Consider the following 13,167-nt stretch of genomic DNA (forward strand, 5'->3'; position numbering starts at 1 on the left):
CGTCTTCGTAATCTCGTTGTTTATAGGAATTGCAGCGATTTAATTGCGTTCGTCGATTTCTCGCCATTGCTGGTAGATATCGTCCGGCCACAGGCTTTGGAAATAGGCGACCAACGCCAGTTTCTGTTCCTGATTGAACTTGTCGCCGAAGGCCGGCATCACGCCCCCCACCGGTGCGCCGCCGTTTTCGATCGTCGCCAGCAGGGTTTCCATGGGATGGTGCCACGCATGCGCCGTTCCGTTTAACGGCGGAGGCGGATAATGTCCACTCGCGTCCGGCTTTTTCCAATTCTCCGCCAGTCCTTGCGCGCGTCGCCCATGACACATGCCGCAATTGGCTTCAAACAACATTTTGCCTGCTTCCGCCTGGGCTTTGGTGTACCAACGACCGGTGTCTGTTTGGGGTTCTGTGCACGCGGCCAGTAGCGCAAAGGCGATGATGCTGACGGCCTGTATTGCTTTTTTCATAGCTCTTCCCGTGTCACGATTGATGGTCTCGTGCTCTTTCTAAATAAACGGTCCATTCGCGACCTCAACGCATCGAATAAACCCGCAAGGCGGAGATATAAACCGTCTTGTCGAAATAGAAAGGGCCGGTTCTTTTCATCCAGTCATTCTGGCTAAAGCCTTGTCCCCAGTCCGATTCCCAGCCAATGTCGCTCCATTTTATGCGGTCACCCAGATCTTCAACCTTTACCATTACTGCGCCGCAGCCCAAGTCCGCGCAACAGCCGCACACATAGAGGGGAACTCGTCCTGACGCCAGACATGAAGGCATTCTAAGCAGTAGCTGCTTCGCATAATCAGGGTCAACTTCAATAGCGCTGAAATCGTTATTTATCCCGAGATGTTTGGCCAATCTGATATTGCCGATCTTGTAGTCAGCAAAGGATCTGGCTTTGTCTCTAGAATTGGGGGCGCTATATATTTCCAGTGTGTGCATGATATGTATGACGCTATAGCTTAATAAAAAAACAACGTCTTTCAGCTTATCACTTTTCGCCGCGGCAGACTCGACAGCAAGCCGTTACATCGCGCATCCCTGCGCGGTTATGTTGCTTTTTTGCGGCAGCGTTATTCCACCATCACATCGCCACGCATTCCCGCTTCATAGTGCCCGGGTAAGTTGCAGGCCATTTCGAAGGTTCCGGCGCTGGCGAAGGCCCATACGATTTCGCGGCTTTCGCCTGGCTCAAGAGAGATGGAAGCGCCGTCGTCGTGTTTCATATCCGGCATGGCGCGCATCATTTCGCCGTGGGCTCGGTGCTCATCTTCAGTGCCGACAGAGAACTCGTGGCGCACCTGCCCCACATTAGTAATAACCAGTTTCACGGTTTCTCCCGCCTTGACCTCGATGTCGCCCGGCTCAAACTTCATTGTGTCGGAGGCTTTTATTGCGATAGTACGGCTTACCTTGGCGGCGTCGCCGGGCGCGCCGGCCGGCGACGCTTTCGCTTTATGGTGGTGAGAGTGATCATGGCTGCCCGATGCAGCGACAGTTACGCTGGCGCTCATCATTAGAGCGCCGATCATCCAGTTTTTTACTAACATCATTTTCTCTTCTGTCTTGGTTTTGCTTAAGAAATTGTTCAATTGACCGCACGGTTTAATCACCGTAGAGATCATTACTTTACGAGTAGAAAGACTCATACGGACTTCCCGGTCTGCAATCCAGCTCGCTTCCATAAAAAATACAAGGCGGGTATCACCAGCAGCGCCAACACCAGTGTGCTCAACATACCGCCAATCATGGGGCCTGCGATGCGCTGCATCACTTCCGAACCGGTTCCCTCGCCAAGCATGATGGGAACCAGCCCCACTACAATCGCCGCAACGGTCATCATAATCGGCCTGACGCGCATTCCTGCCCCCTGCATCACTGCGCTCAGCAGATCCTCGCGGTTCAACGCCCGCCCCTCTTCCACCGCTTTTTCCCGCGTCGCCGTGAAAGATTGGTTCAGATACACCAGCATCAACACGCCGATCTCCACCGCCACGCCGGCCAGAGCGATAAAGCCAACGCCGACGGCCACGGACAGGTTGTAATTGAGCAGGTACAACAGCCATACACCGCCCACCAGAGCAAACGGCAGTGTGCCCATAATGATCAATACTTCAATGAAGTTGCGGAAGTTCATGTACAGCAACACCACGATGATCATCAAGGTCAGCGGCACCACCAAGGTCAGCTTTTCCTTAGCCCGCAGCATGTACTCATACTGGCCTGACCAAGCGATGGAATAGCCCGGGGGGACTTCCACCTGCTCCGCGACGACTTTCTGCGCCTCCGCCACGTAGGAACCCAGGTCGCGGCCTTCGATATCCACCAGGGTCCAGCCGTTAAGACGGGCGTTTTCGCTTTTGATTGCCGGAGGACCGTCATCAATGTATATGTCCGCCACATCCGCAAGAGCGATGCGTTGTCCTGATGCGGTGACGACCGGCAGCAGTTTTAACTGCTCCACGGAATCCCGATAGGCCTGCGGATAACGAATATTTACGGGAAAACGCTCCAGCCCTTCCACCGTTTCCGTCACATTCATGCCACCCACCGCCGCGCTGGTGACATCCTGAATATCCGATACCGATAAGCCATAGCGCGCAGCGTCGGCGCGACGAATATCCACTTTGACATAGCGCCCGCCCGCCACTCTTTCTGAGTACACCGAGGCGGTTCCCGCCACCTTCGGCAACACCTGCTCCAGGCGCTTGCCGATCTTCTCGATTTCCTTCAGATCCGGACCGGAGACTTTCACGCCCACCGGAGTCTTAATGCCTGTGGACAGCATGTCGATACGCGTCTTGATCGGCATAACCCAGGCGTTAGTGAGGCCGGGCAGCTTCACCAGTCCATCCAGCTCTTTGCGCAGACTTTCCGGCGTCATGCCGGCGCGCCATTCCTCACGCGGTTTCAGTTGAATAAAAGTCTCGATCATAGTGAGCGGCGCGGGGTCTGTGGCGGTGTCGGCGCGACCTATCTTGCCAAACACGGAGACCACTTCCGGCACGGTGCGAATCAGCTTGTCCGTACGCTGCAGCACTTCCCTCGCCTCTTCGATGGACACGCCAGCGTAGGTGGTGGGCATGTACATCAGATCGCCTTCATCCAGCGGCGGCATGAACTCCGCGCCCAGCTTGTTTACTGGCCACAACCCCACCGCCAGAATCACGATGCTGAACAAAATCACCAGCAAGGGATGCTTCAGTACGCCTTTAATGACGGGGCGATACATCGCCGTCAGTAGACGGTTAAGTGGGTTTTTGTGCTCCGGCGTCACTTTGCCGCGGATAAAATAGCCCATCAACACAGGAACAAGAGTGATCGCCAGTCCGGCCGCCGCCGCCATGGCGTACGTTTTAGTGAACGCCAGCGGGGCGAACAACTTGCCTTCCTGCGCCTCCAGCGTGAACACCGGCAGAAAGCTCATGGTGATAATCAACAGGGAAAAGAACAACGGCGGCCCCACTTCCGACGCCGCGTCGGCGATTACTCGCCAGCGGTTTTCAGCGGTCAGAGGCGTGCGCTCCATATGTTTGTGCACGTTCTCCACCATAACAATAGCGCCGTCCACCATCGCGCCAATAGCGATGGCGATACCGCCCAGGGACATAATGTTGGCGTTGATGCCCTGATGCTGCATGACAATAAAGGCCACCAATATGCCGATAGGCAGACTGACGATGATCACCAGAGAAGAGCGCAGGTGGAACAGGAACACTGCGCAGATCAGCGTCACCACGATAAACTCTTCCAGCAGTTTCTCGTACAGGTTGTGCACCGCTCTTTCGATCAGGTGGGAGCGATCATAGGTGGGAATGACTTCCACGCCCTCAGGCAGCCCCTTCTTGAGCTCTTCCAGCCGTTCCTTCACGCCTTCTATGGTCTTTTGCGCATTCTCGCCGAAACGCATAACGATAACGCCGCCGACCACTTCGCCTTCGCCGTTCAATTCAGCAATACCGCGGCGCATCTGCGGGCCGATGACGATATCCGCCACGTCTTCCAGCAGCAACGCCGTGCCGTTGACATTCAGCCCCAGGGGAATCTTTTTCAACTCGTCAATGCCCTGGATATAGCCGGTTACCCGCACCATATATTCCGCTTCCGCCATCTCAATGACCGAGGCCCCGCTCTCCCGGTTGCCCTTCTGGATCGCCGACTTGATGTGCGCCAGGGGAACGCCGTAAGCGCGCAGGCGATTCGGATCCACCTGCACCTGATACTGCTTCACCATGCCGCCCACAGTCGCCACTTCCGACACGCCAGGAACCGTCTGCAGCTCGAACTTCAAAAACCAGTCCTGAATCGCGCGTAATTGCCCAATATCGTGGCCGCCGCTGCGGTCCGCCAACGCATAGGCATATACCCAGCCCACACCAGTGGCGTCCGGACCCAGCTGTGGTTTGGCGGCGGCGGGCAGTTGTCCGGACACCTGGCTCAGATATTCCAGCACCCGTGAACGCGCCCAGTACAAATCGGTTCCGTCTTCAAATATCACATAGACATAGGAGTCGCCGAAAAACGAAAAGCCCCTCACTGTCTGCGCTCCCGGCACCGACAGCATGGCGGTGGTCAGCGGATAGGTCACTTGATCCTGCACCACCTGGGGCGCCTGCCCCGGATAGGAGGTCTTGATAATGACCTGCACGTCGGACAGATCAGGGATGGCGTCGATGGGGGTATTGCGCAGGGAATGCCATCCCCACCCCACCAGAATAAAGGTCGCCAGCATCACGAAAAATCGGTTGGCGACCGACCAGCGTATGACGGCCGCGATCATTGCCCGCCCTCCGTTTGCATCGCGTCAGACGCTGGCATGTCATGCATGGAGTGATCCATCTGCATATCCGCTTCCATCTCAGCTTCCATCGCGGCGTCTTTCGCGCTCATGGTCTGAGCGGCCGGGGCGGCGGCGATGATATCCAGCGCGGTCACCTGGAAGTCGGAGGGGCTGCTGCGGGTAATTTCGAAACGCACGCGCTGACCGGGTTCGACATCCTCCAACGGCAATCCTTCGACCGCCGTGAAGTCCATGTCCATAGAGGGCCAATTCCAGGCCTTCACCGGGTCGTGGGAGATGTTCAGCATGCCATGGCCCGCCATCACGCTGTTGATGGTTCCTGTCGCCCACACCGCACTTGGCGCCGCATCTTGTTGAGCGTTTTGACTGGATGATTCCAGCGCCGCCAACGCCACATCGACTTTGGACTCCGAGTCGATCAGGAACTGTCCCGAAACCACGACTTGATCTCCCGCCTTAAGTCCTTCCAGCACTTGCACGCGATCGTCCGCTTCCACCCCCAGTTTCACGAACGCGGGACGATAACGGCCGTCGCCTTCCGCCAACACCACACGATCATGGCTACCCGTGCGTATCACCGCCTCACGGGGAATGGAGAGAGCCTGATCATCCACTTTCGCCTGCAAGGTCAGGTCCGCAAACATATTGGGTTTCAGGGTCAGGTCAGGATTCGGGAAACGCAGGCGCACACGCAGAGTCCGTGTCTTGGCGTCCAGCACCGGGTACAGGTAGTCCACCTTGCCTTCCCAGGTGCGTCCCGGCGCCGCCGCCACTTGCATGACCACCGGCTGTCCGGCTTTCACCCAGCCTGCCTGCCGTTCAAACACCTCCGCAATCACCCACACCTGCTCCAGACCGCCAATTGACATGATTTCCGTCGCCGGTTTGATGAACATGCCTTCCCGCACCATCAATGCATCCACCACGCCGCTTTGCTCCGCGTACACGCTGATGCGCTGCTCCACCGAGCGACGTTTTTCCAGACGACTGACCTGCGCATTATTCAAGCCCAGCGATAACAAGCGCTCCCGCGATGCTTTGAGCAGAATATTGTTGGTGCTGCGCAGCGCCGCCAGATACTCTTCCTGGGCATTCACCAGCGCCGGGGAATAGATTTCATAGAGCTTTTGTCCCTTGCTGACCGGGTCGCCGCTGGACTTTACATTCAGCGCCTCAATCCAGCCTTCCACCCGGCTGTGCACATGCGTTAGCCGGTCTTCATCAAATGCCACATAGCCCACCGTATGAATCGGCAACGTTAATTGCCCCTGTTCCACCTTGGCGACACGCACGCCCAGGTTGTGCTCCATGGTCGGGTTGATGGTGACGCCGCCGTCATCGTTCTGACCCTGGGCGTCTTCTTCATAGACTGGCACCAGATCCATGCCCATGGGAGACTTGCCGGGCTTGTCGCGGCGGTAGTTGGGGTCCATGGGGGCCACCCAATACAGCGGTTTCTTCTCCCCTCCCGACTCGGCGGCGGCCATGTCCATCTCCCCCACCAGCGCAGTCAGAGCCGGATGCCGACTGGCGAACCATCCAGCGACAAAAGCGACGACGATAAAAATTAAACTGATCACTAAACGCATGGGTCACTCCTTGAAGGACAGGCTATCGATGGGGGATTCCGCGGCGAAGAAGTAATCGAGTCTGGCCAACGCCGCGCGGCCATCGATATCTATACGTAGCTGTTCCAGCCTGAGCTTCTGTACGGTCAGATAAGCGCGCATTACTTCCGCAAAGTCAGCCGTATCCGACTGATAGGAAGATAACGCCGAACCAGCCTGGCTTAGCGCCTGAGGCGTGATCTGCCGCACGTACAAACGACTGCGTTCCTGGGCCTGCCGCCAGCGGCTGAACGCCACTTGCGCCTCCGCATCCATCATGCGCAACATTTCCAGACGTCGACTGCGGCTCGCTTCCTGATTGCGTGCGGCCGCTGCGACGCGGCGATCCTGTCGTTGTCCGGTGAATAAAGGGAGCTGCACGCTTACCGCGGCGGAGAAAAAGTCCGCGCGCGCGGAGCCGTCCATGTTCTCGCCGTCGCGCCAGGCGTAGCCGACGTCCACGCCCCAGGAAGGCTTGTAGGACTGCTGCGCCAACGCCGCATTAGTAGTGGACATATCCACTTCCGCATCCAGGGCTTTCACCGCCGGATGCGCCAGCAACGCGCTTTCAAGCGCGCCGACATGGGGCGCATTCAGATCCGGCAGCGCTGTGTTCAGCTCTCGGCTCATCGCTTCCGGACCAACCCAGCGAGCCAGTCGCGCCCGCGCCTCATCTTCTTTCTGGCGGGCATTGATCAGGCGGTCGTTGAGCTGACTCATTTCCAGATCCGCCCGTAATACGTCCTGCTGTTTGCTGCGACCGACGCTATACAGGGATTGCGTGACTTCCTGCAGTTGCTGGAACAGACCTTCGTCCTGGCGATAGACCTCCTGGGCCCGCTTCCAATACAACGACTCCAACCAGGCCAGACGCACCTCGCGGCGCACCTGATGGGCGCGGTCCTGGGCCATCCAGCGTTGGGCGACGGCATTCTGCTCACCGCGACGGCGGGATAATGCCAACGTGTCCCCCGCCGGGAATTTCTGCCCCAGCCCTACGCGGAACTGCGTCATGGGTTCCTGGTCGGTGGCGAAGGTGTCTGTAGGCAGGTTCAAGGCGCCCAGGGACAGGCTTGGGTCCGGCAATTGTCCGTCCGCCACCGCCATGTCTTCACTGGCCAGAGATAACTGTTGCAGACGCGCGATATCCGCGTCTCTTTGCACCGCCAGGGTTTCCGCCTGCGACAGAGTCAGGCTCTGCGCGGACGCGGCGATGCTCCAACCCAACAGCAGGCTGGATAGAAACAGGTTGTGCAACGGCTTCATGGGAAGCTCCAATCTCAATGATCATGCCGTGCGACGCAGCGACAGCCGGTCGCAGTTCCAGAGCCGGCGCGCGCGTATGCGCGGAACGACGCCGACTACGAGCTCAATTGAGTATTAGCGCTATTTCAAATAAGTACAGTGGATGTGCTGCAGGGAGGGAGGTTTGGTATCGAGCTTGTGTTCGCGGTAGCGGGCGCGACATACCCGCACCACGCGGGCGATTAACACCAGCCAGAAAATGAAAATGGCCGCCGCCAGAATCAGCTTCAATATCTGAGATGGCTGTGCGCCAGTAGTGGAATCATGTTCATCGCAGCAATCCATGGAGGGCGCACCGCTTGATGCCTGGGCGACCTGCTTGCCAGCAATGTCTTTGCCAGTTATGTCTTGTCCGGACACCGGCATGGCGCCGCCATGATGCTCATGCCCGCTTTGCAGCTGAGGCGCTCCCTGAGACGATCCGGCAATCGCCGTCGACACGCCAGCGCAGGCGGCGAAGCTGGAGCAAAGCAGCCACAGGGCCAGCAATGGCTTTATCAACCAGCGATATCGTTGCGGAAAACGGCTCAACATTGGGTATGGATGGATCTCTTTTTAACTTCTACTAACGGTAACTAGCTTCGTTCAGAGAGTCACATGGACAAACTGGGGCTAATGTTACCCTTTACATGCGCTCTTATGTCAACTTAAAAACTTGATATATGGAGCAAAATTAATGGTGATGTCATCAAGCTGAACGCAGTTCTCAATTTCCCGCAAGGGATATGGACAGGCATAGATGATGAACGGCCTCAGCCGGGTAGCGTACGAAGAGGTATGGGGACGGCGGCGAACCAAAAAGTGACCGCGGAGAAACAGCTTCCGCGGTCAGACGGCATAGAGCCGTCGCTGGGGTCAGGTTACTTCAAAGGAGTATAGGTCACTTTCAGGTTATAGTTAGACGTTGCGCTGCTGTATCCGCGCACCATCACATAGGCTTCCTCCTGCCCCGCCGGAACCTTGAGGTCGCAGGTTTCGTCAGAGCCGCCTTTATAGGGGCGACAGTCGTAGTTTCGGGTGGTCGGCGCCGCGCCGAAACGCACATACAGGTCAGCATCGTTAGTGCCGGTCATCACTGCGCTGAAGTCCGTGCCCGGCTCCACTTTGAACGGTCCTTGATTATCAGTCTGGCTACGGCCAACGCTGCCGCTGAACTCTTCAGTCACTGGATCTTCAGGATCTGGATCAGGGTCAGGTCCGGGATCGTCGCTGAAATTCCCCTTGGCCAGCTCCGCCACATAAGCCGCCGCCAGTTTCCCGAAGTTCACTGCGTGATTAGCGTTGCCGCCGCTTTTGTCCAGAGTATCCTGCGCGGTGTGTATATGGGGGTTGGAGCCGTTGAAAGTGGACTCAAACGGAAACGACGCTGCGTAGCCTTGGTTGGTCCAGGAAGCATGGTCCGAACACCCATAACCGCACTCGCTGTAGCCTACGGTGACTGTCGGCTGATAAGTGGTCACCAGATCCGCCAGGAAGTCGTTCTGACCGGAGTTGGTGTAGTCCTGCATGATATAAATATCGCCGCTGGAGCCTTTGTAGTTGGTCATGTCCAACTGCAGCACGCCTACCACATTCTTGCCCTGGCTGCTGTAGGACTGAGCGATGGCCTGCGAGCCGCGCAGACCCACTTCTTCCGCCGCATAGGCCATGAAGGACACGGTGCGGTCCGGCTTGTAACCGGATTCCATCGCCGCCTTGATGACAGAAGTCAGCGTCGCGATGCCGGAGGCGTCGTCGTCCGCGCCAGGAGCGCGCGTGCCCTCGCCAGTGCCGAAGCCCGCGGTGGAGTCCTGATGTCCGCCAAGCACTACGATTTCATTGGGTTTGGTTTTGCCCTGAATGGTCAAAATAACGGAAGGCTGACGCCAGCTATGATTGAAAAACTCCACCGTCACATCGCCGCGAGAGCCAGCCAGAGTCTGCCACTTGTCTTTGATCCACTGGGCGCCCTGCAGGCCGGTCTGGGTGGTGTAATAACGGTTGGTGAAGTTGGCCAGGCTCTGAATGGTGGAGCGGATATCCGACTCCTTCACCCTGCCCTGCATGGCCGCCACCACTTCCGCGTTATCAATGCTGTAATCCACTATCTGTGGCGCGATGGCGGACGCCATTAACGAATCATACAACGCCGCACTCTGCGCGGATTCCTGAGAAGTATGCGCGATGAAACCGCCACAACGATTCAATTCGTGGTGCATCATCTGTGAAATTTCAGGAATCCGATCTTCGCTGACCAGAAACGCGGACACGCCATTAGCGGTAAAAGTTCTCGCCCGATTCGCCTCGATCACCTCCGGAAAATGCCGCTTAATGGCCGCAAAGCCATCGGCGTCAGTGGTGATCCATACATCATCTGCAAGAGCGAGTTGCGACGCCGCCAGCAAAGCCGGTACGGTCAGTCGTAGGTACTTGTTCATTAAGTATCTCCATTACTTAGAAGCCATTCCTACCACTACAGCCGGTCAACCACGGTCAGCGGCGCCGCCGCAAGGAAAAGCAAACGTTTTATTAGGCCTATTTAGTAGTTATAGAGCCCGGGTTGTGCCCGGTCGCTCACGCCAGTGACCTGCCGGCCGATAAGCCCGCGATCACTGATCAAAAAAAACTCTAGTAACGGATCGTCAGTTTCACAATAGTCCCTACAACCTAAATTCAAAATTTGAGGTAAGAAACATGGATTAAGCTGATAACGATGGGCTTGCAAGGGTGTGACAAAATGTCGCACAAGGCTAAGGAGAAAATATAGGAGGCATGGTGGGTATTGGGAAAAGTAAGTGATACAGACTTGTGAATGGAGCAATTCCAATCATGCGAAACACTGCTTCAGCCTTTTGAAATATGGGGGCTATAGGCCCATCTCAAAACGCCCAAAATTATCGGCCAATAATATTCCTTGTACAGAGTCTGCCGATTCCCCCGTTCGCCCTGAGCCTGTCGAAAGGCTCTTAAAAAAGCCACTGACTCAACACAGGTGAACACAGAAATTAACTGACCACTAACCACTAAAGTGAATGCCAGATGTTTTCCGCGTGGACTGATTAGAAATTAGAATAGCGCCCTGGGAGGCCCTTCGACAGGCTCAGGGCGAACGGGTGGTTTAGAAAGGCCCTCGACGTTCGCTAATCACAGGCTGAATAGTGCAAGCGATGGGGGCGACAAGTCGTAACACCTGGCGTGGGGAAAGGTAGATTAGAGTGGAGTATCGATGAAGATTTTCTGGGTCATAGACACCAAGGTTACAGCGCTGAAAGGATGCGGTCTCAGTGATGATGGTTCGGCGTATAAATTCGGCCGCACTGTTGTTCCCGCCAGTACTGAAGAGGAGGCTGTTTCTGCACTGAAAAAGCATTTCGATCAAGGCCGGATTCAGCTGGAAGAAGTCATTTCTGTTGTCGCCTACGATGAAGGTGACTGGAGTAGTGATCGTCACCTACTCAGCAAAGCCTATAAGCTAGCCAAAGTAACCAACGAAATCAGGAACGCCGCCTTTATTTCTGAAAGGTCGCGCGATTACACTGAGCGGCAGGGGCTGTTGGATGACTAGGAAGTCGTATGTATCCCCTATATAGCGCGCCTTCCCTAGTTGAATGCCTGCCAACTTGATCATGTTGGAAGGCGCTGCGCTTTTCCAACCTACTGGAGATAGCGCTTTGCGAGCAGATATTAGAATTTGGCCACGACTCTCTATAAAGTTCTCACTGACATTTTTTCGGCGCATAATGCGCCTGAATCTGCGCTTGTCCCCATCCATATTTTGGGTTGCTCGTGTTGTTTTCACATGAGCGCCCAACGAAATCGTTAACGTACAAGGTGAAGTAAGTATGCCGCATTTGACTTTGGAATATACCTCTAACTTGCGTGGCGCTGCTGATTTTCAGCGGTTGTTCAGCGCCATTCATACGGGAATGATGAGCACGGGCGAGTTTTCGTTGAATGACATTAAGTCGCGGGCGCATGAGACCACGGAGTATGTTATCGGGGACGGTGATATCGGGAGATCTTTCGTTCATCTCAAGGTTGCGCTGCTTGCCGGCAGAAGTCAGGAGTTGAAGCAGTTAGTCGGTGATTTGTGTCTGCAGGCCCTTCGCGAGGCGTATCAAAAAGAACTGGCAGGCGGCGAATGTCAGTTGTGCGTTGAGCTGTTGGATATCCATCGGGAAAACTACTTTAAGGCGCTGGCGTAATATCGACGGGGCGGCCAGTTACTTATGAACTCCCGCCCCGTTCGCCCTGAGCCTGTCGAAGGGTGGATCTATACGCCCGCGATTCATTTTTCAATTGCACCCTCTTTCCCCTGTACCAAATCCCCCATGCTTCGCCTGGCCTACGAATCTCGCCTAAACTATGGGACTCCGTTCAAGTCGTCGTTATTTTTAGAGAACAATAATTAATGAGAATATCACTCGTCCTGTCGACTCTGGCTTTATTGGGCGTCGCGTTCGTCCTGTTTCTTTATCAGTATCTGTTTGGCGCAGAAACAACCTTGTTGAATGTCAGCTATGCCAGTATGACCAAGTCCCGCGTCCATATGCTTATTGAGGGCAAGCGCATATGGTATGCCTTTGGGGATTCCAGAACGATAGAACGGCCTGCGTTCCTTTTGGATTATGACTTGGACTCAAAATCGCTCAGCCTATTCGAGCTGAAGCCTGATGATTATTTCTTTGACCACGCCAAAATCATGGATGATTACAGGCTGATTGCTCACTTCAACCTCACGAAAGTTCCGCACAGCCCGCTCTTCGGCGTGTGCATATTCCGCACAGTGCAACTGGATTCCGCCTCTTATACTTGGTCGCAACAGCAACGCTGCAAAGAGCAGACAGAGGCTGCGTCGGCAACGGATAGTGATCATAGCGTTGAAGCAAAAACGGACGAAGCGCCCGATATGCCTTTGCCAAGCCTATTGAGCAACACCAAAACGGACCGTATTTCTCCCTCTCTGTTCTTTAAAAAGCCAGAAACTGCGGGTGATGCTTATCAGATCATCGACGCCAATGGACAGGTCATCGCAGAGCGCAAGAGTCTGAGCAATGAGGACAAAGAACGGATAATGCCTGTCGGTCAAGTGTTCAACTTCGACCCGAGTGATCCCCTCTCACAGATGCCTGTCAATTACGTTAGTCGTGCGTTAGGCCTGCTGCCTAGTGGTGAGGCGTTGCTTGCGTTTGAATTTACCTGGGCGGCTGAAAGTTCTATCGTCCTGATCGCCTGGGACTTGCAAGCCAACACCACGCGTCTGGAAAAGCGTATTTATTATAAGTCGCTGTTCTCGCCGTCACAGTTCCAGGCGCGCCAGTTAGATTGGTGGTCGCAAGTTAAATACTTTGTGTCGCCTGAGCGGCGGCCTATCGTACCGTTGATTGCTATACCCACTGCAAAGCGATAACCCAAACATTTACAGCGCAATCCGCTTCACACCGATGTATCCTAGGCGGAACTGGTCTGCGCGC

General features: G+C 55.6%; 11 protein-coding genes. 3 read left to right on the plus strand and 8 right to left on the minus strand.

The genetic code is table 11. The features are described 5' to 3' along the window. Positions 1-39 precede the first annotated feature (39 nt). From O5O45_RS11820 to O5O45_RS11855, 8 genes are all read right to left on the minus strand, one after another. On the minus strand, positions 40-468 hold the full coding sequence (locus tag O5O45_RS11820) for a c-type cytochrome (protein WP_305905426.1): 429 nt from the start codon (positions 466-468) through the stop codon (positions 40-42). 64 nt (positions 469-532) lie between these two features. Continuing rightward, the gene (locus O5O45_RS11825; protein ID WP_305905427.1) at positions 533-700 is read right to left on the minus strand and encodes a hypothetical protein; all 168 of its coding nucleotides are present in this window, start codon (positions 698-700) and stop codon (positions 533-535) included. Between the two features lie 374 nt (positions 701-1,074). Further along, positions 1,075-1,554, minus strand: a complete 480-nt coding sequence (locus tag O5O45_RS11830) for a cupredoxin domain-containing protein (protein WP_305905428.1) — start codon at positions 1,552-1,554, stop codon at positions 1,075-1,077. 92 nt (positions 1,555-1,646) lie between these two features. After that, positions 1,647-4,781: an efflux RND transporter permease subunit gene (locus O5O45_RS11835; protein WP_305905429.1), complete on the minus strand. Its 3,135-nt coding sequence runs from the start codon at positions 4,779-4,781 to the stop codon at positions 1,647-1,649. Beyond that, positions 4,778-6,391 (minus strand): efflux RND transporter periplasmic adaptor subunit, encoded by a 1,614-nt coding sequence (locus O5O45_RS11840; protein WP_305905430.1) that lies wholly within the window; start codon positions 6,389-6,391, stop codon positions 4,778-4,780. Before O5O45_RS11840 ends, O5O45_RS11835 begins: the two co-directional genes overlap by 4 nt. Positions 6,392-6,394: 3 nt before the next feature. Next, on the minus strand, positions 6,395-7,675 hold the full coding sequence (locus tag O5O45_RS11845; RefSeq protein WP_305905431.1) for a TolC family protein: 1,281 nt from the start codon (positions 7,673-7,675) through the stop codon (positions 6,395-6,397). A gap of 120 nt (positions 7,676-7,795) precedes the next feature. After that, complete coding sequence (locus O5O45_RS11850; RefSeq protein ID WP_305905432.1) at positions 7,796-8,248, minus strand: hypothetical protein; 453 nt, start codon at positions 8,246-8,248, stop codon at positions 7,796-7,798. A gap of 326 nt (positions 8,249-8,574) precedes the next feature. After that, positions 8,575-10,131 (minus strand): M28 family metallopeptidase, encoded by a 1,557-nt coding sequence (locus tag O5O45_RS11855; RefSeq protein WP_305905433.1) that lies wholly within the window; start codon positions 10,129-10,131, stop codon positions 8,575-8,577. Between the two features lie 788 nt (positions 10,132-10,919). On the opposite strand from O5O45_RS11855, the gene O5O45_RS11860 reads away from it, so the two are divergent. From O5O45_RS11860 to O5O45_RS11870, 3 genes are all read left to right on the plus strand, one after another. Further along, on the plus strand, positions 10,920-11,258 hold the full coding sequence (locus O5O45_RS11860) for a hypothetical protein (protein ID WP_305905434.1): 339 nt from the start codon (positions 10,920-10,922) through the stop codon (positions 11,256-11,258). Between the two features lie 277 nt (positions 11,259-11,535). After that, on the plus strand, positions 11,536-11,898 hold the full coding sequence (locus O5O45_RS11865; protein ID WP_305905435.1) for a 5-carboxymethyl-2-hydroxymuconate Delta-isomerase: 363 nt from the start codon (positions 11,536-11,538) through the stop codon (positions 11,896-11,898). Between the two features lie 299 nt (positions 11,899-12,197). Next, positions 12,198-13,103: a hypothetical protein gene (locus O5O45_RS11870; RefSeq protein WP_305905436.1), complete on the plus strand. Its 906-nt coding sequence runs from the start codon at positions 12,198-12,200 to the stop codon at positions 13,101-13,103. Positions 13,104-13,167: the final 64 nt, after the last annotated feature.

It is taken from the genome of Hahella sp. HNIBRBA332 (assembly GCF_030719035.1).
Taxonomy (GTDB): Bacteria; Pseudomonadota; Gammaproteobacteria; order Pseudomonadales; family Oleiphilaceae; genus Hahella.

Coding starts and splice junctions, on each gene's coding strand:
- O5O45_RS11820 (WP_305905426.1), bottom strand. CDS start 468: ATGAAAAAAGCAATACAGGCCGTCAGCATCATCGCCTTTGCGCTACTG.
- O5O45_RS11825 (WP_305905427.1), bottom strand. CDS start 700: ATGGTAAAGGTTGAAGATCTGGGTGACCGCATAAAATGGAGCGACATT.
- O5O45_RS11830 (WP_305905428.1), bottom strand. CDS start 1,554: ATGATGTTAGTAAAAAACTGGATGATCGGCGCTCTAATGATGAGCGCC.
- O5O45_RS11835 (WP_305905429.1), bottom strand. CDS start 4,781: ATGATCGCGGCCGTCATACGCTGGTCGGTCGCCAACCGATTTTTCGTG.
- O5O45_RS11840 (WP_305905430.1), bottom strand. CDS start 6,391: ATGCGTTTAGTGATCAGTTTAATTTTTATCGTCGTCGCTTTTGTCGCT.
- O5O45_RS11845 (WP_305905431.1), bottom strand. CDS start 7,675: ATGAAGCCGTTGCACAACCTGTTTCTATCCAGCCTGCTGTTGGGTTGG.
- O5O45_RS11850 (WP_305905432.1), bottom strand. CDS start 8,248: ATGTTGAGCCGTTTTCCGCAACGATATCGCTGGTTGATAAAGCCATTG.
- O5O45_RS11855 (WP_305905433.1), bottom strand. CDS start 10,131: ATGAACAAGTACCTACGACTGACCGTACCGGCTTTGCTGGCGGCGTCG.
- O5O45_RS11860 (WP_305905434.1), top strand. CDS start 10,920: ATGAAGATTTTCTGGGTCATAGACACCAAGGTTACAGCGCTGAAAGGA.
- O5O45_RS11865 (WP_305905435.1), top strand. CDS start 11,536: ATGCCGCATTTGACTTTGGAATATACCTCTAACTTGCGTGGCGCTGCT.